Source organism: Rhodanobacter sp. MP1X3 (assembly GCF_014207165.1).
Taxonomy (GTDB): Bacteria; Pseudomonadota; Gammaproteobacteria; order Xanthomonadales; family Rhodanobacteraceae; genus Rhodanobacter.
Genome location: NZ_JACHCO010000001.1, coordinates 1526955 through 1550657, shown reverse-complemented (window position 1 = coordinate 1550657; position 23703 = coordinate 1526955). Strand labels below are relative to the sequence as shown.

General features: G+C 62.3%; 15 protein-coding genes and 2 tRNA genes. 5 read left to right on the top strand and 12 right to left on the bottom strand.

Annotated elements, in window-relative coordinates; translation table 11 throughout:
• Positions 1-4194: autotransporter domain-containing protein (locus tag HDE79_RS06525; RefSeq protein ID WP_184601036.1), on the top strand; the 4194-nt coding region annotated here is incomplete at its 5' end.
• 14 nt (positions 4195-4208) lie between these two features.
• On the opposite strand, the gene HDE79_RS06520 is transcribed toward HDE79_RS06525, so the two are convergent.
• The 12 genes from HDE79_RS06520 to HDE79_RS06465 form a co-directional block, all read right to left on the bottom strand.
• Positions 4209-4817, bottom strand: a complete 609-nt coding sequence (locus HDE79_RS06520) for a flavin reductase family protein (RefSeq protein WP_184601035.1) — start codon at positions 4815-4817, stop codon at positions 4209-4211.
• 443 nt (positions 4818-5260) lie between these two features.
• Entirely contained in the window at positions 5261-6307 is a 1047-nt protein-coding gene (queA, locus tag HDE79_RS06515) for a tRNA preQ1(34) S-adenosylmethionine ribosyltransferase-isomerase QueA (RefSeq protein WP_184601034.1), read from the bottom strand.
• A 120-nt stretch (positions 6308-6427) separates the two neighbouring features.
• Positions 6428-8932: a hypothetical protein gene (locus tag HDE79_RS06510; RefSeq protein ID WP_184601033.1), complete on the bottom strand. Its 2505-nt coding sequence runs from the start codon at positions 8930-8932 to the stop codon at positions 6428-6430.
• Complete coding sequence (locus tag HDE79_RS06505; RefSeq protein WP_184601032.1) at positions 8919-10133, bottom strand: DUF3142 domain-containing protein; 1215 nt, start codon at positions 10131-10133, stop codon at positions 8919-8921. Before HDE79_RS06505 ends, HDE79_RS06510 begins: the two co-directional genes overlap by 14 nt.
• A 172-nt stretch (positions 10134-10305) precedes the next feature.
• Entirely contained in the window at positions 10306-11529 is a 1224-nt protein-coding gene (locus HDE79_RS06500) for an RtcB family protein (RefSeq protein WP_184601155.1), read from the bottom strand.
• A gap of 54 nt (positions 11530-11583) precedes the next feature.
• The gene (locus HDE79_RS06495; RefSeq protein ID WP_184601031.1) at positions 11584-12705 is read right to left on the bottom strand and encodes a slipin family protein; all 1122 of its coding nucleotides are present in this window, start codon (positions 12703-12705) and stop codon (positions 11584-11586) included.
• A gap of 426 nt (positions 12706-13131) precedes the next feature.
• Positions 13132-13197: transfer RNA gene (locus tag HDE79_RS06490), tRNA-Ile, on the bottom strand.
• 2 nt (positions 13198-13199) lie between these two features.
• A tRNA-OTHER gene (locus HDE79_RS06485) sits at positions 13200-13271 on the bottom strand.
• Between the two features lie 660 nt (positions 13272-13931).
• The gene (locus tag HDE79_RS06480) at positions 13932-14534 is read right to left on the bottom strand and encodes a response regulator transcription factor (RefSeq protein WP_184601030.1); all 603 of its coding nucleotides are present in this window, start codon (positions 14532-14534) and stop codon (positions 13932-13934) included.
• A 46-nt stretch (positions 14535-14580) separates the two neighbouring features.
• Positions 14581-15843, bottom strand: coding sequence for a sensor histidine kinase (locus tag HDE79_RS06475; protein WP_255488264.1), 1263 nt, complete (start codon positions 15841-15843; stop codon positions 14581-14583).
• 6 nt (positions 15844-15849) lie between these two features.
• Positions 15850-16635, bottom strand: a complete 786-nt coding sequence (locus tag HDE79_RS06470; RefSeq protein WP_184601029.1) for an ABC transporter permease — start codon at positions 16633-16635, stop codon at positions 15850-15852.
• A 1-nt stretch (position 16636) separates the two neighbouring features.
• Positions 16637-17566: an ABC transporter ATP-binding protein gene (locus HDE79_RS06465; RefSeq protein WP_184601028.1), complete on the bottom strand. Its 930-nt coding sequence runs from the start codon at positions 17564-17566 to the stop codon at positions 16637-16639.
• A gap of 317 nt (positions 17567-17883) precedes the next feature.
• Between HDE79_RS06465 and HDE79_RS06460 the strand changes: the two genes are divergently transcribed.
• The 4 genes from HDE79_RS06460 to HDE79_RS06445 all read left to right on the top strand — a co-directional run bounded on the left by HDE79_RS06460 (position 17884) and on the right by HDE79_RS06445 (position 23687).
• On the top strand, positions 17884-19383 hold the full coding sequence (locus HDE79_RS06460) for an aminotransferase class III-fold pyridoxal phosphate-dependent enzyme (RefSeq protein ID WP_184601027.1): 1500 nt from the start codon (positions 17884-17886) through the stop codon (positions 19381-19383).
• Between the two features lie 171 nt (positions 19384-19554).
• On the top strand, positions 19555-19914 hold the full coding sequence (locus HDE79_RS06455) for a PsiF family protein (protein WP_184601026.1): 360 nt from the start codon (positions 19555-19557) through the stop codon (positions 19912-19914).
• 121 nt (positions 19915-20035) lie between these two features.
• Positions 20036-20683, top strand: a complete 648-nt coding sequence (gene upp / locus HDE79_RS06450) for a uracil phosphoribosyltransferase (RefSeq protein ID WP_184601025.1) — start codon at positions 20036-20038, stop codon at positions 20681-20683.
• 577 nt (positions 20684-21260) lie between these two features.
• Positions 21261-23687, top strand: a complete 2427-nt coding sequence (locus tag HDE79_RS06445) for a TonB-dependent receptor (protein ID WP_184601024.1) — start codon at positions 21261-21263, stop codon at positions 23685-23687.
• Positions 23688-23703 lie beyond the last annotated feature (16 nt).

The following is a 23703-nucleotide window of genomic DNA, read 5'->3' as shown; positions in this document are numbered from 1 at the left end:
TTCGATATCTCCGCCGGTGGCAATCAGGCGATCGGCGCACTGAATGGCGTGGGCGGCAGCAATGTCACGCTCGGCGGCAATACGCTGACCCTGGGCGGTATTGGCAACGCCAGCTTCGCCGGCGTCATCGCCGGCACCGGTGGCCTGATCAAGAATGGCGCAGGGATACAGACCCTCGATGGCGCCAATACCTTTACCGGTGGGACCACCATCGACGCCGGCACACTGGCCCTCGGCGCCGGCGGCAGCCTTGCCGCAACCGGCGCAGTTACTTTAGGCAGTGCTGGCACGCTGGATCTTTCAGCCGGCGGCAATCAGGTGATCGGCTCGCTGGCCGGTGCCGGCGGCGCGGTGAACCTGGGCGCGAACACGTTGAGCTTCGGCGATGCCAGCGACCAGACTTTCGCCGGTACGATCGCTGGTAGTGGTGCACTGACCAAGAACGGCAGCGGCGTAGAGACGCTAACCGGCGCCAGCACATTCAGTGGCGGTGTCGATCTCGACGCCGGTGGCCTGCTCGTCGGCAACAATACGGCGCTCGGCACAGGCACGCTGAGTGTTAACAGCTCAGCTTCGCTGGATGCGAATGCACCGGTCAGCCTGGCCAACAATGTCAGCCTGGCCGCGGGGACGACCCTGGATGTGCTGGGCAGCAACGCGCTCACCGTAGGCGGTGCGATCTCCGGCACCGGCGCCCTGACCAAGGACGGCAGCGCGACTCTGACCCTGACCGGCGCCAATACCTTCAGCGGTGGCACCACTATCGACACGGGCACGCTGGCACTTGGTGCCGGCGGCAGTTTGGCGGCGACCGGTGCGGTCACCCTGGGCACCGCCGCCACGTTGGATATCTCGGCCGGTAGCAATCAGGTCATCGGTTCGCTGGCTGGTGCCGGTGGCGCGGTGAACCTGGGTGCGAACACATTGAGCTTCGGCAATGCCAGCAACCAGACTTTCGCTGGCACGATCGCCGGCAGTGGCGGCCTGACCAAGACCGGTACCGGCGTGCAGACGTTGACTGGCGCGAATACGTTCAGCGGCGGCGTGACGCTTGATGCCGGTGGCCTGGTCCTTGGCAACAACGGCGCACTGGGCACCGGCGCACTGACGGTCGCAGGCTCGGCCACACTGGACAGCAATGGCAATCCGTTGAGCCTTTCCAACAATGTCGATCTGGCCAGCGGTGCGGACCTGACCTTGCCGGGTAATAGCGCAGTGAATCTTGGCGGCACGATCTCCGGCACTGGCGACCTGGTCAAGAACGGTACGTCGACACTGACCCTTGCTGGCGCCAACAGCTTCAGTGGTGGGCTTACCGTCAACAGTGGCGGCCTCTTGCTCGGCAACGATGCAGCCCTGGGTACAGGCGCACTCACGATAGCCGGTACGGCAACGTTAGACGCCACCGCTCCAGTCACCGTGGCCAACAACATCGCACTCAATGCGGCACTGACCGACACCGGTAGCCAGGCGCTGACCCTGGGTGGTCAGCTCTCCGGCAGCGGCAGCCTGACCAAGAGCGGCTCTGCCGCGCTGACGTTGAACGGCGCCAACAGCTTCAGCGGTGGCACCACGGTGACGGGCGGCAGTTTGATCCTGGGCAACAACAATGCGCTGGGTACCGGTGCACTGGCGATCGATGGCGCCACCTTGCAGGCGGGAACAGCGGTGACCGTAAGTAACAATGTCAACGTCGGCGCAACTGGCCTGACCGTACAGGGCTCGCAAAACCTCGGCTTGACAGGCAACCTCGCCGGCACTGGCGGGCTGGACAAGGAAGGCAGCGGCACATTGAACCTGGACGGCTCGCTCAGTGGTCTCAGTGGCGCGCTGACGGTTAACGGCGGTGTGTTGAACGCAAGCAATCCCTATACCGGTGGCATCAGCATAGGCACTGGTGCCACTGCCAGCCTCAATGGCAGCGGCAGCGCGGCAACAGCGAACGGGCTGATTGCCGGCACGCTGAATCTGGGTGGCAATAGCAGCCTGAATGTCAGCTACGCCAATCTGGCCGGCGTCACCGGTACGGTGAACGGAGTGGGTACCGATACCACCTTGAACATCACCGGTGGCGGTGACAGCACCCTGCCCGCCGCATCGTTCAGCAATATTTCCAACCTCAATGTCGGTGCCGGCACGCTGACGATAGCCAGCGGCACCACGGCCAGCTTTGCCGGCGGCACCACGGCAGGCGGCAACCTGGTCGTGAACGGAGCCCTGAGCGGACCGGCCACGATAGCCAGTACCGGCGCTCTGGTCGGCGGCGGCAGCATCTCCGGCCCGGTCACGGTAAACGGCATCCTGGCGCCCAGCGGTGTCAGCGGAGCCAGTGGCTCAGCAGCAGGCACCAACATGCCGGGCTCCACCCTGACCCTGGGCGGACTCACGAGCAGCGCGGGTTCCTCCACGCAGATTCGTGAAAACGACAGCGGCAGCAGCGACCATATCCAGGTCAATGGCACTGCCTCACTCGGCGGCCAGTTGATTGCCCTGCCCTCCGCCGGAACATATGCGGCAACGAACACCTACACCATCCTCAACGCCAGCGGCGGCATCACTGGCACGTATGCCGGCGTAACGCAAAACGTGCTGCCCTTCCTCAATGCCAGCGTGGCGAATCAAGGCAATCAGGTGATTCTGACGCTGAGCCAGGTCGGTGGCTCTGGCGGCGGCACCGGCGGCACGCCGTTCAACCAGTTCCCTGGCCTCAACAGCAACCAGTACAACATGGCCAGTGCCTTGCAGAAGATCGCCACCAGCTCCACGCAACTGCCTACCCTGCTCGGCTATGCGCGCGGCCTGACCGCGAACCAGGTGGTCAAGTCGTTCGGCACGCTCACCGGCGAAACTTACGCATCGGCCGCGCAGGCCGAGTTGAGCGGCCAGAGCCAATATCAGGATACGGTGTTCGACCGACTGCGGCTGGCGCGCGATACCGATGAACAGGGAACCGCCGTCTGGGCCGAACCCTATAACGCCGACAGCGGCTTTAGCAGCACCGACAATGTCGCCGCGACCGACTACCAGATTCATGGACTGATCGTGGGCACCGATACACCGGTCCTGCCTGACCTGCGCCTGGGTCTGAATGCCAGCGTTGCCAACTCACGCACCTCCGTCGATCAACGCGACGACCTTACCAAGGTCGACCAGTACTCGATCGGTCTGCACGCGCTGTACTACAACCCGCAGCAATGGTGGGCCGAGGGCCTCGCATCCTACGGTTGGCAACACGCCAACGGCAGTCGGCAGATTCAGGTCGGCTCCCAGTTCAGTCCTACTGCCAACGGCAGCTACGATGGCAACGCGATCAATGCGGCCCTGGAGGGCGGCTACCGCTTCCAGTTCGAGAACATGCATCTGGAACCCTTTGTCGGCGCCTACTACGCAAAGGTCAGGTATGACGCCTTCACCGAGCAGGGCGCCGGCGATGCCGATCTCAACGTGGGCCGTTCCAACGCAAGCAGCATGGAGTACGGCGTGGGCGCGCGACTGATCGGCGACTTCAACATGTCCCCGGACGGGGCCCTGATCCATCCGATTCTGCTAGTGCGTTATCTGCACAACACCAGGGATCAAACCGTATCGATCGACAATGCCTTCGCTGGCGCTGCTTCGGACAGCTTCGCTGTCCAGGGTACGGCACCGGTGCGGAATCACTGGCAGGCCGGGTTAGGTATCAGTATCAATATCACGCCACAGGCCAGCACATATATCTACTACAGCAACGACATCGCCAAAAACAGCACCAGCAATGCCGTCAATCTCGGGTTCCGCTGGAGCTTTGGCAAGCCGGCTTCGGCGCCAGCCTTCAGCGCACGGCAACAGTCGGTGCCCATGCCCGCAGCAATGCTGCCGGACCATGCATCCACCACGCGGGCAAACTCATCGCCTGCGATCGGGACAGCGGCCATCGCCGCCGGTTTGGGCGTGGCGTCGGTTGCCGCAACCCCTACCACCGCCATCCCTGCTGCTGCCACGACGGCGACGACGCCGGAGGCGGGAACGCCACTCGGTCAATGCAAACAACGTCATGGCGCGGCATCCGGGATCACGGCGATGCACAAAAAACATGCACTGCTAGCCAATCATCCCCAGAGCACGGTCGGTGCCCCCGGCGAAGCAATCCATCACCGGACGCATCCGCTATTGGCCAAGGAAAAAGTCCCGCATGACCCGATGTGCAGCGGCTGAGCCTGAGAGCCTGTTTACGCCGGCCGCTTCATAGCGAAGCGGTCGCGCGTAGTCGAATACCAGCTGCCGCTGAGGCGACCGACCAGGTCAAGTTTGGCCGGATCAACATGCCGGCCATCCGCCATCACAGCGTCATCGATATGCGCCAGCAGCACGCGAGCGAAGATCAGAAACTGGCGTGGGTTTTTCGCGGGATACGGAATCACTTCAGCCAACGTGCACTCGAACGCCACCGAGGCAGCGGCAATGCGGGGTGGTTTTACGCGCACGCTGGGCACCGTGGCGATGCCAACGACTTCGAACTCGCTATCGTCATGCGCGAGCGTCGCCGACGTAGCGTTCATGTGCTCCGCCTCGGCCTTGCTGACCAGATGGATGACCAGTTCGCCGGTATCGCGGGCGTTGCGCAAGGTGTCTTTCAGCTCACCGCTGGCACGCAGCCCTACGTTGACCATCAGTGTCGGCGGGTCATCGCAGATCACCTGGAAAAAACTGAATGGCGCGAGGTTGGTCACCCCATTAGTCGATAGCGTGGAAACCCAGGCGATTGGCCGGGGCGTCACCGTAGACGACAACCAGCGATAGGATTCGGCGGCATTGAGCTGACTGAAATCAAGCTGCATGGTCTCTAATTCCTGATCACACTGGACGGAGCGCCAAAGCACCGTGAGGCCGCTCTGGAAAGAGAATTTGTCCGAGCATTTTGCATGTGCTGCGTCGACAACGCGTGGCGAAGGGCAACAACTGAATCACCGGCCTGCAGAAGGCGTGTTGTTTTACCTGCCCTTAGAGCCTGTTCACGACCTTCACGTGGCCCACGCCGGGAGCGGTTTGCGCACAGGCCAAGGAAGAACGAGGGAGTGTACGTCGGTACACGACCGAGTGATGACGCCGGCATGGGGGCAAACCGACCCGGCCCGAAGGGTTGAGTCGTGGCGGCCATCCGGCGGCAGCGCTTGCACCTTTCTCGGTGGGTGGTTTACACCTTTCTCGGTGCTTGACCTGACCGGCAGTCAGACGCTGCGCCACGCACTACCACCAAACAACCGCCACGGCACAACGCGGGCTACGTAGAGATCGTGAACAGGCTCTTAGGCAAGATCAGCATCGCATCACCGTAAGAGAAAAAGCGGTACCGCTGCTCCACCGCATACCGGTACGAATCCAGCATGAAATCACGCCCGGCCAGCGCCGAGACCAGCATCAGCAACGTTGACTGTGGGAGATGAAAATTGGTAACCAGCGCATCGACGCTGGTGATGCGATAACCGGGGAAAATGAAGATCTGCGTCTCGCCGGCGAACGGGTGCAGCTCGCCATCCTTGGTTGCGCTCTCCAGCGCGCGCACGACCGTCGTACCTACCGCCACCACACGGCCACCCGCCGCGCGCGTCCGGCGGATTTTTTCCACCAGCGCCGCACCGACATTGAGCCACTCGCGGTGCATGACGTGATCTCTCACGTCTTCGGCGCGCATCGGCTGAAACGTACCCGCGCCCACATGCAGGGTGACGTAGCCGAAGTCGATGCCCTTGTCGCGCAGCTGGGCCAGCATCGCTTCGTCAAAATGGAGCCCGGCCGTAGGCGCAGCAACGGCGCCGGGCTCGCGCGCGTAAACCGTCTGATAACGTTCCATGTCGCTGGCGTCGGCGTGCCGTTCGATATACGGCGGCAGCGGCATCTCGCCCAGTTTCAGCAACAATTTTTCCAACGGCTCAGCGGATTCGAACCGCAGCCGGAAAAAAGCCTCGTCACGACCCAGTACCACGGCGAAGCTGCCGTCGGCCAGCTCGATCCGCCCGCCCTCCTTCGGCTTTTTGCTGACGCCCAGTTGCACCGTGGCTTCGTGCGCGCCGGTGATGCGCTCGATCAGAATCTCCACTGCACCGCCGGTGCTCTTGCGCCCGTACAACCTCGCCGGCAGCACCCGCGTATCGTTGAACACCAGCAGATCGCCAGGCCGCAGAAAGTCCGGCAGCTCGCGAAACAGCCGATCCTCGCGCGCATGCTTTTCCACATCGAGCAGCAGCAGGCGGCTGGCCGAACGCTCCGCCAGTGGCGCCTGCGCGATCAGCTCGGGCGGTAACTCAAAATCGAAATCGGACTTCTTCAAGACGTTGAACTTCTCGGGAGCCACGCCGATTGGCAAACGAGCGGCGCGGTATTGGCGATGAGGGATGGCAGCGGCGCATTATCGCGCAGCTGGAGCGCCTCGTCCTTTACCGAGAGGCAGTCAGGCCACCGCATTACGACGGCGACGACGCATCCACCATCCGGCAAGCCCTGCAACCACCAGCACAAACGCGGCTACTTCATACGGCATCCAATGCCTGACTAAATGCTTGGCCTTGACGATGCGCTGATGGCGCAGCAGGAGCCGCGCGCGATCGAAATCCGGCTCTTCGCAATCCGCGCCGAAGTTGTCGTTCCAGCTCACGTAAGCGCCTTGCTTTACGTAGTGCTGGTAATAGGCAGCAACGCGACGCTGGGCTTCGGAAGGCCCGGAGGGCTTGGTATCGCCGTACCCCTGATAGTGATCCTCGTAATCCGGTGGCCCCTCACGCATCCAGCTAGCTGCCTTGCACATCACGGCAGCGAAAGCTTGCGAACGCGGCGGCAAAAGATCGGCCGCCGCCGAGGCCTCGTCCGCGGCGATGTAGCGGTAATGGAAACGCCAATCCAACTTCGCGGCACTGTCAGCAAAGCGCTGACGCTCGCCATCGGTGACGAAGGTCTGCTTCAGATCAGCGGCAGAATGGCCGCTGCCGCCCTGGAAACCACCACCACTGTCGACGTAGTCCGGTCCCTGCTCGAAGCCGAGCAGCTCCATGCCGTTTTCGCGGGCGATCACCGCCGCGGCATAACGCGCCTGCGCCTTGCCGATGTCGGTCCAGGCGCTGTCGGCCTTGTGCATATCGCTGGCGTACTCGTTGGCCTTGGCGCGGAGGTCCACATTACCGAAGCGCGGATCGCTACTGGCCGGAAAATAAGCCTGCGCTTCGTCGTATCGCGCCGCGCGCATCAGCCGCCGCGCCAGCAGCCAACGCAAGCGGCCGGCCAGCGTTCCGATGCCGTCCTTGTGATCCTTCTCGTTGCTTCGGGCCGGTACTGGCGTCGCAGCAGCATGCGCATCGACGAAGGCCTTCAACTCATCAATGGTGAGCACGCGCTCGGCGACGTAAAACGTGTCGTCGGAATAACCGATGCCGTCATCATCGTCGCCAACGTAAAACCTTTCGTCGGCATCGCCTATGCCGCCATCATCGCCGGTATAAACGTTGCCATCGCGGTCATCGCGGTTTGCCGCGTCATAGAGATGGCCCATGGCCTCGACGTATTCACCGCGCGCCAGTGCCAGCACACCTTGTTCGCCACCGATGAGGGGCACGTTACTCGGCTGGATAGCCGCCTTCGGATCATCCGACTTGGGAAATGCCTTGGCGGCATCCGCGTACGCAGCGGCTGCGGCTGCGAGATCGCCCTTGTGCAACGCCAGTTTCGCGTCGACCCAACTGGCCAGCGGACCCGGCGCCTTAGCCGCCAGCGTTGCCGCCAGGTCATAACGCCCACTGCGATACGCCAGGGCAGCGAGGCGATCGGCACCGGCCACATGATCGAGACCCTGCTTTTCGATGGCCTGCACCAGTGCCGGCAGCGCCGGATTGAGTTTGGCTGGGGATGGCGCTGCTGCATCCACTTCAGCCATCGAGTCATCGTCCATGCGTGCCAGCGCGTAAGTCACCAGCAGCCGCTGCGAAAGTGGGCCATCCACCAACGCGGCAGCACGGTCATCGTCACGCAGCACGTTGCCTGCGAGGGTCGCCAGCGACTGCACGGCGCTGTCCGAACCGTGCCCGGCCTGCGCGGCGTACAGCGCGATCGCATGCTTCAGATCGGCCGCGGCGATGCCCGCGCCACAATCGTTATTGTCGACATAGAGGCTGGCCCAGTTGCACTGTTGCTTGCCGTTGTAGAGATACAGCCGCGCCTCTTCGCCGAAGCTGGACACGGCCAGACCTTGCGTGTCCGATGCTCCGGCCACCGCGCGCGCGCGCGTCAGCTGAAATGCCTTGGCTGCGGCATCTCGCTCGCGCTTGAACGCGGCGGCATCGTCGATCGCTGCATTGGCGCGCAGCGCGTGAATGCGGCCCAGCATGTATGCCGCCCATACCGAACGCAGCGTCGCCTGCTCGGGCGGCAGTGCAAGCACTTTCTCGAAACTGGCGATGGCAAGGTCCGTCTTCGCCTGATCGGGTTTGTCGCATGCGGTGGTCGCGGCAGTCGAAGTCGGCGAAGCGGCCGCTGTCGTCGCCTCGGCCGGGTTCACCGCGGCGGCGCACGCCTTGTTGGCGGCGGCATAGTCGACCGCACCAGCGACGTACAGGCGCAAATCCTCGGGCAGATCCTTGCCATCGTCATACGCCTTGTTGCCATCCACCGACTGCCGCAGCGTAAGCACCCGCTGCCACTGTCCTGGCGTCATGCCCTGCGACTTGGCTTCATCGACGGGCTTGGGCGTGTCATAGGGCGATGCTTCCGACTCCTGCGGCCGCAACGTGTCGGTTGCGGGGAGCAGGTGCGCGGCCTCCCACGCAAAACTGTTCTGTGGCGTGGCCTTCAGGGTGGCGTCGCGATGGTCCAGTAGCTGGCTCGGGAAATCTGGACCGCAGGCCCACACGGCACCGGCCGCAACTGCCGTGGCAATACAGGCACTCAAGACGACATTACGGTTCCACATGCAATTGCGCTCCTTGTGTGGCGCAGCGCGCCCATCCAATGACTCGTTGACTGTGTCCGTGCAGCAACCCCGGCTGCAGACGCTTGATGCTTAGTGTGTCGCGACTCGACTCAAGTGCATAGCCGTTGATGCCATCGGCCAGTGCGCAGGCCTGCGGCAGCGCGACCACCTTGGGCAACGACATATCCAGTTCGCCGGGATTCTGCAGCAGCAGATCCAGCGTGCCTGGCGTGCTGCTGGGGCGAGCGGTGGCCGTGATTTCGCCATGCGATGGCTGCTGCCGGATCACCGCCAGCCATGTAGCCAGATTCCATGCGCGATCATCCTGCATGGTCGGCAGCCGGAACCAGACAATGCCGACCAGGTGCGAGGGCGGATCGCGTTGCAACTGCTGCAGAAAACCGGCGATGTCCTGCGGCATCGCCAGCAGTTCACGGCTGTCGTCACCCGCATCCAGCACGCCGGCTTCACTCTGCACACTGGCCAGCCGACCCTGTGCATCCCAGCTCACGCGTGAACCGTAGGTCGGCAAGGCGATGCGAAACAGTTTGTCGCTGCGCTGTGCGTAGTCGTCGGCCCAATGCAAGGCCAGCGCGCTGTCGAACAGGCCAGCGTGCGGATCGCGCACCGCATGCACCTGCAGCACCGATTCGTCGACCTGCGCCAGCACCGTAGATAGATCCGGCGAATGCAACCACGCGGGCAACGCGGTGATCGACAGCGTGGCGCCCTGCAACAGCGGATGCAGCGCGGCGAGGTAGTGTGCGTAGGCCGGCAGTCTCGCCGTGCCGCAATCGTGATCGATCTCCAACCCCGCGATACGGATATCGCCGCCCTGCCAGTCCTTCCACAAAGCCTCGGTATCCGCCAGCAACTGCGCCTCATCCCACTGCACCAGCTGGCCGTCTATACGCACTACCAGCATCACCTGCTTACCGCTGGCCAGCAGCGCCGCGCGATCCGGATGAAACACCCGCAACCGCCCCGCACGATCGGTCTGCGCCGCCAGCACGCGCCATGCGCGGATATCGCCCGCACTGCCCTGCATTGCCTGCGTCACCGCTGGCGTCCACGCACGCTGCCAGATGTAGGCGTCGTGCGTCAGCGGGCGGGACGGATGGCTGCAAGCCACCAGCCACATCGACGCAGCAAAAAAGACTGTGCGAAGAAGCGCCGCAAGGCGAAACCGGATAACGATCATCAACCCAACGCCCCTGCGTCGCCGCACGATGTGAAGCCCATTCTAGCTATCCCCTGATCGATCGCTCATCCGCTGGAATGACAATCCGCGAGTGCCGATTTTCAAGGACACAAAAAAACGCCGCTCACGAGGAGCGGCGCCGCTTGCTACAAACCTAACGACAACATGGATTTCATCCCTTTACGCAAAGCACCTGACGCAAGGTGTGTACCACCTCGACCAGATCGGTCTGTGCCGCCATCACCGCGTCGATCGACTTGTATGCCGCCGGCGACTCATCGATCACGGCCGCGTCCTTGCGGCATTCCACATGCGCCGTCGCCTCGCGATGCTGGGCCAACGTGATCTGCTGGCGCGCCGCGGTACGACTCATCACCCGACCCGCACCGTGGCTGCAGCTGTGGAAGCTGTCGGCGTTGCCCTTGCCACGCACGATATAGCTGCACGTGCCCATGCTGCCGGGGACGATCCCCAGTTCGCCTTCACGTGCGCTGACCGCGCCCTTGCGGGTGACCAGCAGTTCATCGCCACCGTGCATCTCCTTCTGTACGTAGTTGTGATGACAGTTCACCGCCATCTTGGCGAGCTGGAATGTGGGCAGACGGTGACGCATTTCCGCCAGCACACGCGACATCATCGCTTCACGGTTGGCGCGAGCATAATCCTGTGCCCAGGACACGGCTTCGACGTAGTCATCGAACAGGGCTTCACCTTCCATGAAGAACGCCAAGTCCTTGTCCGGCAGATGGAAACCCAGCACGCGATGCGCCAGTTGCTCGCGCGCCATCTCGATGAAGTAGCTGCCGATCAGGTTGCCGGTGCCGCGCGAACCCGAATGCAACATCACCCACACGACATCCGACTCATCCAGGCACACCTCGATGAAGTGATTGCCGCCGCCCAGCGTGCCGATCTGCTTGTCGACCTTGTCGGTGCGGATCTTGCGATGCTTGGCCTTGATCAACTCCAGCCTGGCAACCAGTCCTGACTGCGCCAGCCGCGTTTCGATGCTGTCGGTCATGCGTCCGTGATCGCCGCCACGACCGTTGCCGACCGGCACACCCCGCTCGATGCTGGAACGCAGTTGAGCCAGGTTGTCGGGCAGATCCTTCGCCGTCAGCGTGGTCCGCACAGCGGCCATGCCGCAGCCGATATCCACGCCGACCGCGGCGGGGATGATCGCACCCCGGGTCGGCACCACCGAGCCCACCGTGGCGCCCTTGCCCAGATGCACGTCCGGCATCACCGCAACCCACGGGCCGACAAACGGCAACGCGGCGATGTTCCGCAACTGCTGCTTCGCGGAATCTTCCAGCGGCACGCCGTGTACCCAGCCCTTGATCGGCGTGGTACTGCCTTCGGCATGTAGCAGTTCGTAGTTTTGCTTAACCATGATTCTTTCCTTGAATGAAATCGTGGTGATCGCATCCGTGCGATCGCCACGAGGTTGTTACTTCAGACTGACCAGCTGATTCAGCACGCCATCCAGGCCGCCGAACACGGTCAGCTTGTCGATCTTCTCGGTGACCTTCTCCAGCGCCTCGAGCTCCTTGAGGCGCATGAGGGTGGGGCTCTCCTCGATCAGACGCGCCGTGTTGAGCAGCGAACGCGTGGCGTTCGACTCCTCGCGACGACGGATGACGTTGGCCTGAGCCGCCTTCTCCGCCTGCACGACGCTGTTGAGGATTGTCTTCATCTCACCCGGCAGGATCACATCCTTCACGCCGACACCGAGCACCTCCAGGCCCAGCTCGCTGACGCGGCCACGCACGTAGGCAAAGATGTCCGCATCCAGCGAGGCCTTGTCGCCGAGCAGTTCGTCCAGCGTCTTGTCCGAGACTGCCTTGCGCAAGCCATACTGCAGCTCGCGATAGAGGTAGTCGCCGTACTTGGCCACCTTGGTACGCGCAGCGACCGGATCGGTTACACGCAGGCTGGCGGCCAGATTCACACGCAGACTGACCTTGTCGCGCGTCAACAGCTCCTGACCCGACACCTCCAGCGACTGCACACGCAGCTCGATCACCTCGGCAGCCACGTTCTTCTGGAAATTCCAGAAGGCGTAGGCACCCGGCACCAGCGTGCGCAGCAGCTTGCTATCGACGAACAACAGACCCGCCGACTCCACCGGCACATCCACCGTCACCGCCACCTTGCCGAGCAGGCCCAGCTGACGCAAACGACCGGCCACGCGCGCATCGACCTCCAAGGAGTCGGCCAGCGACACCGCTTGTACCTCGACAGGCACCAGACCCCTCCAGTACAGCTTGCGGGTACCCGGTGCGAGCACGTCCTCCAGCTTGCCGTTCTTCAGCACCAGACCGACCTGCGACGTGCCGATGTCGGCCACGATGAAGCACTCGGCCAGCGGACCATCCATCTGCGCCATCAGCACATCGGCATCCGCGCCGACGTACTCGGGCTTGGCAAGATTGTGCACGTTCACGGTCACCCGGTTGCGCGGATCAAAGATCCGATACACGCCCGCAGGCAGTACGCGCTCGAAACGACGGTTGCGATACAGCAAACCGCGCTCGCCGTCGCCGATCACGATTTGCTTGAGCCAGAACATGATGATTCTCCTTTTGGTTATTCTTGTTTCGACCCGATATATAATCCGCATGCGTCGCCGGATCGTTACAGCGCATGCGTCCATTTGATAATCGGAAGATCCGCAATAGAACCTCCCTCACGGGATAATCGATTCGCTATTAACAACGCCTCGATTAAAAAATAAGTTGGAAACGCCTCCCGACGTCAGCGGAGCGAAACCTGCGTGCGTTCACGGGGAATCAGTCACCTCACCGGAAACCTGCGATATTCCGCAGAGCCATCCGTCGAGATACCCGATCGCCCGACTTCAGGACGTGGGTCTGGCTCCGCCTCCGCTGCCCTGCAATGCACATCGCCTTCCATGACGTGTATGCCCTGCAACGCACGAGGCGTTTCCTGGTCGGAACTTTCGTTCCTGTTGTCATGACGTAACAGGTCATGGCGTTGGAGCGGGAGTCGAACCCGCGACAATCGGTTTATAAGACCGATGCTCTACCCATCTGAGCTATCCAGTGGTTGACGTGCCGGAGTCGAACCGGCGGCCAGCAACCGCGAGGCTGCTGCTCTACCTCTGAGCTAACGTCAGCTTGCGGAACACCGCCTGGCAGGCTCTGGCATACGCTATCGGCATGGCCGCGCGCACCGGATGGGGCTTGAGCCCATACCGCGGGAACCTGTTGGTTCGATGCTCCTGATTGCCGGCTGTCGCCAACCGGCAATACGTGTGGACAGACGCGTCGCAACTTTGGCTGCGCTTGTCCCATTCCTTGAATCCGTTTCCCGCACAGCTCGCGCCGAAGCATCAGGACGCAGCGCAGAGGCGCCCGTCGCAGCCGCGCCCCTGCCTCGGCTGGGAGCAGCCGGATGCTTCAGGGCGAAACGCATTCCATAAACATTGGTCGATTCATGAATTCCCTTGCGAACGCCAAAAACAAAACGCCCCGGGGTTGGCGACCCGAGGGCGTTCGCGTTGCCTCGGGAGATCGGGGTGACCGATCTCCGCAAGCGGAATCAGTCTGGTGAGTGGGAGAAATCTTTTGCAGTTACATATTCCATGCACGCGCGCCGGCCGCCATCACGCATTAGCGGCGATGTCTTTGGCGTAGCAACAATGGCGAGATGGAATGACATGGAATGAGATGACTCGGTTATCGCCAAGAGTGGCGAGGTGACGGAGAATACCCGCGTTTATTTTTAATCGCAAGCACTTTATATAAATAATCAGAATTATTTGCTCTGGATTATTTACAGCCAGCCTTTTTGTCGCGCCATCCGATACGCCTCGATGCGATTTGCCACGCCGAGCTTGCCGATGGCCTCGGAGAGGTAATTGCGTACGGTGCCATGCGAGAGATTCAGCTGCGTAGCGATATCACCGGCCGACTGGCCCTCGCCAGCAAGGCGCAGCACCTGGCGCTCGCGGTCGTTGAGTGGATCAGCTTCCGACCACGCTTCGAGTGCCAACTGCGGATCGATGGCGCGACCACCACGATGCACGGTGCGTAGAGCCTCGGCGAGATTTTCGGCAGGCGCATCCTTGAGCAGATAACCGCCCACACCCGCGTCAAGCGCGCGGCGCAGAAAGCCCGGACGTGCGAACGTGGTCACGATGATGACCTTGATCGGCATGGCGTGCCGCTGGATGCGTTGCGCCAGCTCCAGCCCGGTGAGGCCGGGCATTTCGATGTCGGTAACCAGCACGTCAGGCTTCAAACGCTGCAGTTCGCGCCAGGCGATCTCGCCATCGGCAGCAGAGCCCAATACCTCGATATCCGACTCCAGATTGAGCAGCGCGGACAGCGCGCCGCGCACCATGGCCTGATCTTCGGCCAGCAGAATGCGGATCATGCGAACACCTCGTGGTTCGGGCAGAACGCAGCAGAGGACAATCGATTCATGCGGCAGGATTTCCTGAAACGGTTGAGTTCAACGTCGGTCCAAGCGACAGGTCCGACGGCACACGCGAGGTTTCGACCAGCCGCAGGATCGGCACCGGCGCCACAATACGCAGCCGGGTTCCGTGGCCACGCGGCGACTCGATGATCAGCGTGGCGCCCAGCGCTCGCACGCGCTCGCGCATACCGCACAAGCCGTTGCCGTCACCGTTGATGCCACCACGACCGTTGTCGCTGATCAGCATGCGCACGCTGGCATGCTCGCGGATGATGTCGATTTTTGCAGAGCTCGCCTCGGCATGGCGCGCGATATTCGTGGCCGCTTCTCGCACGATCAGCGAAAAGCCGCGCTCGATATCACCCGGCAGATCGGTTGGCAGCTCACCGTATTCAAAATGCACACGCGACGATTCCAGCAGCAGTCGCGCCGAAGCCAGTTCGGCCGCGAGGTCGGTCGCACGAATGCCACTTACCGCGCTGCGCACTTCCGCCAGCGCATGGCGCGCCACCGTTTCGGCCTCTTCCATCTCGCGCCGCGCCGCTTCGCTGTCACGATCAAACAACTTGCGCGACAGTTCCAGCTTCAGCGTAATCAACGACAGCGTGTGGCCGAGCAGATCGTGCAGATCGCGACCGATGCGCTCGCGCTCGGCCAGGCCAGCGAGACGGCGCACCTCGTCCTGCGACAGTGCGAGCATGGCGTTGCGCTCCTTGCTGATGCTCTCGACCATCACAATGGTGCAGATGATGAAGATCGTGCCCGGCATGATCACGATCATTACCAGTGGATAGCCAATCCACCAGGCCAGCGCCACGAAGACAGCGTTGATGGCCAACAAGGCAGCCATGTATTGACGCCGTCTCATCTTGCAGTGATAGAGCATGATGCAACCGAAAACTAGATAGCTCACGCCACTCGGAAACCACGGCATGGATGCAAAGCACAGTGCAATCATGCCCAGCGGAAACCACTGCACGTATCGACGGCTAACCAGTTGCACCTTGATGAACAGGAACAGGAACAACGGATAAGTGATGGCCGTCATGAGCAACCACTGGCGTGTGTAACCCGTCAGGCCGTGGTCGAACATCGGCGTGACGAAAATCCACAAAGACCAGAGCAAATGCACGCTGTCCGTAAACGGATTTCTCCCTTGCCGTATGTCGTCGGCAAAACCCGAATCAGGTGCCAGAGCAAACCATCTCACGAGCAGATTGGACGTCATGCGGCGATCTTCCGTTGGTGCGTCGTTGTCGGTCATGCTACTTCAACCGTAACGGCGCAGCCGTCGCGTCGCCAGCAGCAGGAAGCCGACCGCGAACCCGAGCAGCACCAGCACGTGCGGAAGCAACAGCTCGTTGTTGAGGCCCACCGCCGCCATGGCAATCTTGTCCAGGTGATAGCTCGGCCAGATCGGCGCGATCTGCTGCAGGAACTTCGGCAGCATAGGCAGCGGAAACCACAGGCCGGAAAGGAAGGACATCGGCAGGTAGATCAGCTGCAGCATGCCGGGTGCGCCCTGGCCCTTGAACACCGTACCGATAAACATGCCCAAGGCACAGAACGGCAGCACACCCAGCACGCCGGTCAGAAGCAGCGCTCCGGCTTGCGTCGGCAACAGCGCCACGTGCGCGAGTCGCGACAGTGCCAGCAGCAGCAGGATCACCACCGCGGCAGCACACATCGCCATCAACATCTTGCCCAGCAGGTAGGCGCCCGGCGGCATCGGCAATGCACGTTTGAAGGTCAGCAGGCCGCCGTCACGCTCCAGCGCCAGCGACACGCCGAAGCCGAACAGTCCCGGGCTCATCACACCGAACACGCCGTAACTGGCAAGCAGATATCGCGCAGCATCGGCGCCTTCCGACTTCGCCATGAGCACGCCGAACACCAGATAGAACAGGCCCGGGAACAGCATGATCGGCAGCATGAAGGCCGGTGCGCGCATGTAGCGCACGCACTCGCTGCGCGCCTCGGCCAGATAAGCGCCGAACACACGGCCGCGCGACATCGAAGCGGGTTCCGAGGCAAGGACGGAGATGACGGTTTCCATTTCAGGCAGCCTCGCGCTGGTCGTTGGCGGATACCTCGTCGGCATCGCGGGTGAGTTCTGTGAAGGCTTCGGCTAGACCCGCGCGCTGTACTTCCAGTTCGCGCAACTGCGCATCGGCGCCGAGCAAGTGGCGCACCACGGTCTCGGCGTCGGCGGTGGTGATGTGCAGACGCTCACCGTCCAGTCGCGCCTCGGCAACATCCGGCCAGCCGCGTACTTTTTCGATGGACGTTGCCGTGACGCAACGAATTCGCTTCAACGCGACGCGCGCGCGCAACTCGTCGACGGTGCCCTCGTGGATCATCCGGCCATGCGCCATGACGCAGACCCGATCAGCCAGCACTTCAGCCTCTTCCAGGTAATGCGTGGTGAGCAGCACGGCGCAACCTTCGGCGATCAGGCGACGAATCGCCGACCACAGCTTCTGCCGTGCGTCGATATCCATACCGACGGTGGGCTCATCCAGAAACAGCAGTTCGGGACGGCCGCACAGCGCCAGCGCAAACTGCACGCTGCGCTGCTGGCCGCCGGAGAGTTTCGCGTAAGGCCGCTTCAGCAACTCGCCGATGCCAGCCAGTTCGGCGGTTTCGGCCAGCGGGCGCGGCGACGGGTAATAGCTGGCCGTGAGTCGCAACAGTTCGCCAACCCGTAACGTGGGCGGCAGCACGGCGTTCTGCAGCATCACGCCGATACGGCGGCGCGCCTCGATCTGTTGCGGATTCCGCCCAAACAGCTCGACCGTGCCGGCGTCGGCGCGGATCAGTCCCAACAGCAGCGCGATGGCCGTGGTCTTGCCGGCACCATTGGGACCGAGCAGCGCCAGCAGTTCACCGCGGCCGATCTGCAGGTTGGCCCCGTCAAGCGCGGTCAGTCGGCCGTAGGTTTTGATGGCACCGTCGAGGCGTGCGATCGATGTGGTCGTGAGTGACATGAGGGCTCCTCTTGTGCTGCTCATGCTGCGCGTCGCCGTGCATGGCTGGCAGTCGCTGGCGTCAGTGATTGCGGGTGACAGCCGTCATGCCAGGGGGTACCGGAGAATCCGGGCTCGCGCTATGCTCTTCATCTGCCTATGCCCGCCAGCCCTTGTGCGGCGGTGCACCAGAGGGTTTAAGGCCTGCGAATAGGGCCTGGGAATGCGCAACCGTTTCGGTGCGGCAAGCCCAACCCCGGCGTTCGGATCGAAATTCAAAAACCTGGCGGCCTGCTTTGCGTTAGGAGCGAGGCGCCGACGGGGCGAGGAGAAGCGTCATGCGAATGATTGAACAGCTGCGCGAACTGCGCGAATTCGGCGGCAAGCCGCGTACCGCCGGCCTGGACGACGCCAGCATCGAACGTATGGCCGCAAGCGACCCCAAGCTGGTCGAGGCAATTGCCGCAGCCGTGGCGCGCCATCGCGAGCTGCGCACCGACATGGCCGATTTCCTGAAGCTGGACGAAGCCGAGCAGTTGGTCAAGGCACAGGCCGGCTTCATCAATTTCTATCCCGATGACGCGATCAACCCGTACCTGCCAGCCGCCGCCAGCGGCCCGTGGGTGGTCACGCTGAAGGGCGCCGTGCTGCATGACAACGGCGGCTACGGCATGCTCGGTTTTGGCCACAATCATCCCGCCATCGCTGCGGCGATGGCGAAGCCGCAAGTGATGGCCAACGTGATGACGCCCAGCGTAGCCCAGCTTCGGCTAAGCGCAGCCTTGCAGCGCGAGCTCGGCCACACCCGCGGCGGCGGCCCGTACACGCACATCATGTGCTTGAATTCGGGCTCCGAGAGCGTGAGCCTTGCTGGCCGTCTGGCGGACGTCAACACCAAGCTGATGACCGACGAAGGTGGTCCGCATGCTGGCCGTGCGATCAAGCGCATTGCCGTGCGCGGCGCGTTTCACGGCCGCACCGAATTGCCGGCGCTGTATTCCGACTCGACCCGCAAGACGTACCTGCAGCATCTCGGCAGCTTCAAGTTTCACAACGATGAGCTGCTGATCGTGGAGCCGTACAACGTCGAGCAGTTGAAGAAAACCTTTGCCGAGGCCGATCAGAACGGCTGGCATATCGAGGCGATGTTCCTGGAACCCGTGATGGGCGAAGGCGACCCCGGCCGCGCCGTGACGCCGGAGTTCTATGCCGCCGCCCGTGCGCTGACGAAAGCTCACGGAACCCTGCTGCTGGTCGACTCGATCCAGGCCGGCCTGCGCGCGCACGGCGTGCTGTCGATCGTGGATTATCCGGGCTTCCAGCACTTCGAAGCGCCGGACATGGAAACCTATTCCAAGGCGCTCAACGGTGGGCAGTATCCGATGTCCGTGCTGGCCGTGACCGAACGCACCGCAGCGCTGTATCGCAAGGGTATCTACGGCAACACGATGACCGCCAACCCGCGCGCGCTGGATGTCGCCTGCGCTGCCCTTGGCCTGCTGGACGAGGCCCTGCGCACCAACATCCGCGAGCGTGGCCGGGAATTCATCGACAAGCTCAATGCGCTGAAGAACGAGCTCGGCAGCATGATCACCAAGGTGCAGGGCACCGGCCTGCTGTTTTCCTGCGAGCTGTCGCCGGACTACAAATGCTACGGCGCCGGCTCGACCGAGGAATACATGCGCGAGCGAGGCGTTGGCGTGATCCACGGCGGCGTCAATTCGCTGCGTTTCACACCGCACTTCAACGTCACCAGTGCCGAAGTGGATCTGATCGTCGCGCACCTGCGCAAGGCGCTGCTGGAAGGCCCGTGCAAGGCCAGGGCTGAAGCCGCCTGATCACGCGGGTTGCGGCGATTTCCGGAACACATCGCCGCAACCTGCCAGTCCTCGCCATCAGAGTGTGGACGGATGGTCAAAAATTATAGGACTCCCCCACTGCCAGTATCCCGGCCAGAGGCATAGACTGGCGCGGCCGGCGCTCGCCGGTCACTTAGGGAGGACTCCACGATGTCGATGTCACTTCGTCTGTTGGCTATCAGCGCGGCTTTCGCTTTTGCCGGTGCCGTGTTTGCGTCTCCGCAGTCCAGCATGACCGGTCCAGCCGCCAAAACGCTCACCCCTCAACAGCAGCGCATGAGCGACTGCAACAAATCCGCTACCGGCAAGAAAGGCGATGACCGCAAGACCTTCATGAGCAGTTGCCTGAAAGGCCAAACTGCTGCGACGCCGATGGCTGCGCCGACAAAAATGACCCAGCAGCAGAAAATGACCAGCTGCAACGCCGACGCCAAGACCAAGGCACTCGCGGGTGCCGATCGCAAGACTTTCATGAGTTCGTGTCTGAAGAGCGCACCGGCGACTCCGTAACACACGTGGGCATCATCGACCCCGCCTGCGCATCCCCGACATCGAGGTGCACAGGCGGGGTTGCTTCGTTAAGCTCGGTGGCAATCGCGAAAGAACGCCGTGTTGACGAAGAGCATCGAGCATGAAAATTGTTGAAGTCCGCCATCCACTGATCCAGCACAAGCTTGGCCTGATGCGTCGCGCCGGCATCAGCACCAAGGAGTTCCGCGAGCTGGCCGCCGAAGTCGCCGCGCTGCTGACCTACGAAGCCACCGCCGATATGGAAACCGTCGAGGAGTCCATCCCTGGCTGGGCTGGCGACCCGGTGCAAGTGCAGCGCATCAAGGGCAAGAAAATCACCATCGTACCGATCCTGCGCGCCGGCCTTGGCATGCTGCCCGGCGTGCTCGGCATGATTCCCGCCGCCAAGGTCAGCGTGGTCGGTTTACAGCGGGACGAGCAGACTCTGCAGCCCGTGACCTACTACGAGAAACTCAGCGGTCGCATGGACGAACGCATCGCCCTCATCGTCGACCCCATGCTCGCCACCGCCGGCACTCTCGTCGCCACCGTCGACATGCTCAAGGCCGCCGGCTGCAAACGCATCAAGGGCATCTTCCTCGTTGCCGCTCCCGAAGGACTCAAGCGCATCGAAGCCGCCCACCCCGACATCGAAATCTATACCGCGGCCATCGACGACCACCTCAACGAAAACGGCTACATCCTGCCCGGCCTCGGCGACGCGGGCGACAAGATTTTCGGCACCAAGCAGTTGTCCGACGCAACCTGACCTCGCGGCTATCGCGTACCCACACGCTCAGGCCATTGCCCACGCAAACAGAACGTGGCTCGCCCTCTGTAGGAGGGTGAAAGCGCTTTATCGGGTAAACCCCATAACCCGTGCTTCGCCACTGGCGGACTGGCTCCCAACGACCTGGATAGCGCTGTCTATAAACACTAGCCACGGCCAAGGCCTATCGTCGCCCACCGGCCCGGCTCAGATGCTGCGTGGGCACAGTCTGCGCCCTGCCGGGCGACGGATGCCAAAATCTTGCGCAAAGCGGCAAAAGGGCTATTTGCCAGGATTGAATTCGTAATTTATTGCCCATCGGGCGGCAATAAATCGCTTGCTGGACAAGCGCATGTCAATCCGGTAAAAAATTTATTGCAGCGCAACATGCAAGACGCTGTCGGCCCGCCACGTTGGCCGGTCCGACCAAAGGGTATCCATTGTGGATGGTACGAAGAGACTGCGCCATAACGCGGTTTCGGGATGTTTCAGATAAATCCAATATTCGTCCAGGGAGCCACTGCGATGGCACCTCGGCTATTTCGTCACCTGTTCAGGGGAAGGGGATCGACCACGCATGAATACCGCGACCAACCAACACCATAAAAACATTCTCTGGCTGGCCCTGGCCTTCGCCCTGGGAACAAGCGGCGCCGCGCACGCCCTCGACCCGCCTTCGGTCGTGGACAACTCGCAACAAGCCACGGACAGCGATGCGACGTCGAGCGATACGAAGAAAGTCGCCAAACCGCCCAAAAGCACTACGCTCTCCTCGATCAACGTGAGTGCACGAGCCCTGGCCGGTGGCCGCATGGCCGAGCAGGATCAGCCCAAGCAGGTATCCACGATCACCGCGCAGGCGATTGCCGAAGTACCGATCACCGCCGACTACACGCAGATGATCAATAGCGTGCCGGGCGTCAATTCCGCCTCCAGCGACGGTTTTGGTCTGACCGACGCCAGCAGCTACACCATCCGCGGTTTCAACGCGAGCGAGATAGGCGTGACGCTGGACGGTGTGCCGGTGAACGATGCGGGCAACTACGCGCCTTACGCTTCCGAATATGGCGAAGCGCGCAATTACGAATCCATCACCGTGTCGCCGGGCTCGGCCGATCTGGATATGCCGGACCTTGGCGCCGTTGGTGGCCACATCAGCTTCGTCACCAAGGCGCCTACCAGTGACTTCAACGTGTTCTTCGGTCAGACCTTCGGTAGCGATGATGCGCGCAGTACGTTCCTACGCCTGAACACGGGCGATATCGGTCCGGTGAGCAGCTGGATCTCGGTGTCGCAGGACTCCGACGACAAGTGGCGCGGCGCGGGCCAGGATCAGATCCACCGCATCCAGGCCAAGTCAGTGTGGAAGATCGACGACAACAACAGCATCACCTTCAACCTCAATTACAACCACGAGCGCAACTACGATTACCTGTATCCGACCAAGTCGCAGTTCGCCGAGGATCACAACGTCGATTACCTCACCACGTGGGCGCCGACGCCGGCCGGTGGTTTTTCCTCCGATGAAGCTTTCGGTGGCACGGCAGCTTCCGCTGCACAAGAGAATTACTACAAGCTGTTCCAGAACCCATGGATCTCCTACGTGGCGAGCCTGGACGGCGAGTTCAAGATCACGCCGGATCTGTCGCTGTCGGTGATTCCGTACTTCCAGTATGGCGGCGGCACGGGCACTTACTCCGGGTTCCTGCCGTTGAGCAGCACAGGCACCTCACCGGTGCAGGCGAATCAGTATTCCGCCGGCCCGTACTACAGCGTGCTGGAAGCTTTCCGTGGTTACACCTATCGCCCGGGTATCAATGCCAAGTTCACGCTGAACCTGGGCTTGGACAACACGCTGGCCTGGGGCTTCTGGTACGAGCGTTCGCGTCAGACCGAAGACTATCCGGCCATGTACGTCGATCCGAACACCGGCACGCCGGCATCGATCTGGGGCGACAAGAATCTGCTGACGTATAGCAACGGCTTGCCGTGGATCAACAATGGGGAATCCGACCTCACGACGGTCAAGAAAGTCTTCGTGGAAGACAGCTGGAATCCCACCGAGCAATGGACCCTCAACGCCGGCGTGGCCTATCTGGATACCCAGCGTCAGAACCAGTTCGTGATGTATCCGAACAATCCCGATCCAGCTGACTGGACCTACAACGTCAATTCGGACGAGCGTTACCACCGCTTCCTGCCGACACTCGGCGCGTCGTGGCGACCGGATGAGAACAACCAGATCTACTACAGCCTCACCCGCACCTTCCGCGCACCGCAGGATTCATCCACCTTCGGCAACAGCCTGCTCGGCCTGCCCCCACCGATGCCGGAAAGTGCCTGGTCGAACGAAATCGGCTGGCGCTTCACCGATGGTCCGTTGACCTTGAATACCAACGCCTACCTGTCCAACATGGGCAACCGCACGGCTTCGGGCACCGATTACAACACCTACGTGTCCTACTACATCAACGCCGGGCCGGTGCGCATGGCAGGTGTGAATGCAGAGGGCAACCTGGATCTTGGCCACGGCCTGAGCCTGTACAGCTCCTACACCTACACGCAGTCCAAGGTGAAGGATGATCTGAACCTGCCGGCCGGCACCGACCTCAGCGGTGGCAGCGTGGAGGCGGCCTCCTATGCGACCGCGGGCAAGCAATTCCCCGGTACGCCACGCAACATGGTTTATCTGGGTACGCGCTGGGCTGATCGCGGATTGGTGTTGAACCTCAACGGCAAGTTCACCGGCAGCGAATACGGTGACTTCATGAACACCGATCGCGTGCCTTCCAACTTCACCTTGAACGGCAGCGCCAGCTACGAGTTGCCGGACTACGGCGTATTGCACAAGACCACCATCGCGCTGAACGCACTGAACCTGCTCAATCGTCACTATCTGAGCCTGCCCTATGGTCCGACCATCGATGCGGCGGAGAGCTCGCCTACCTACTACGTGGGTGCTCCACGCCAGTGGTATCTCACCATCAGCACGACGTTGTTCTAAAGAACCGCCCATTCGG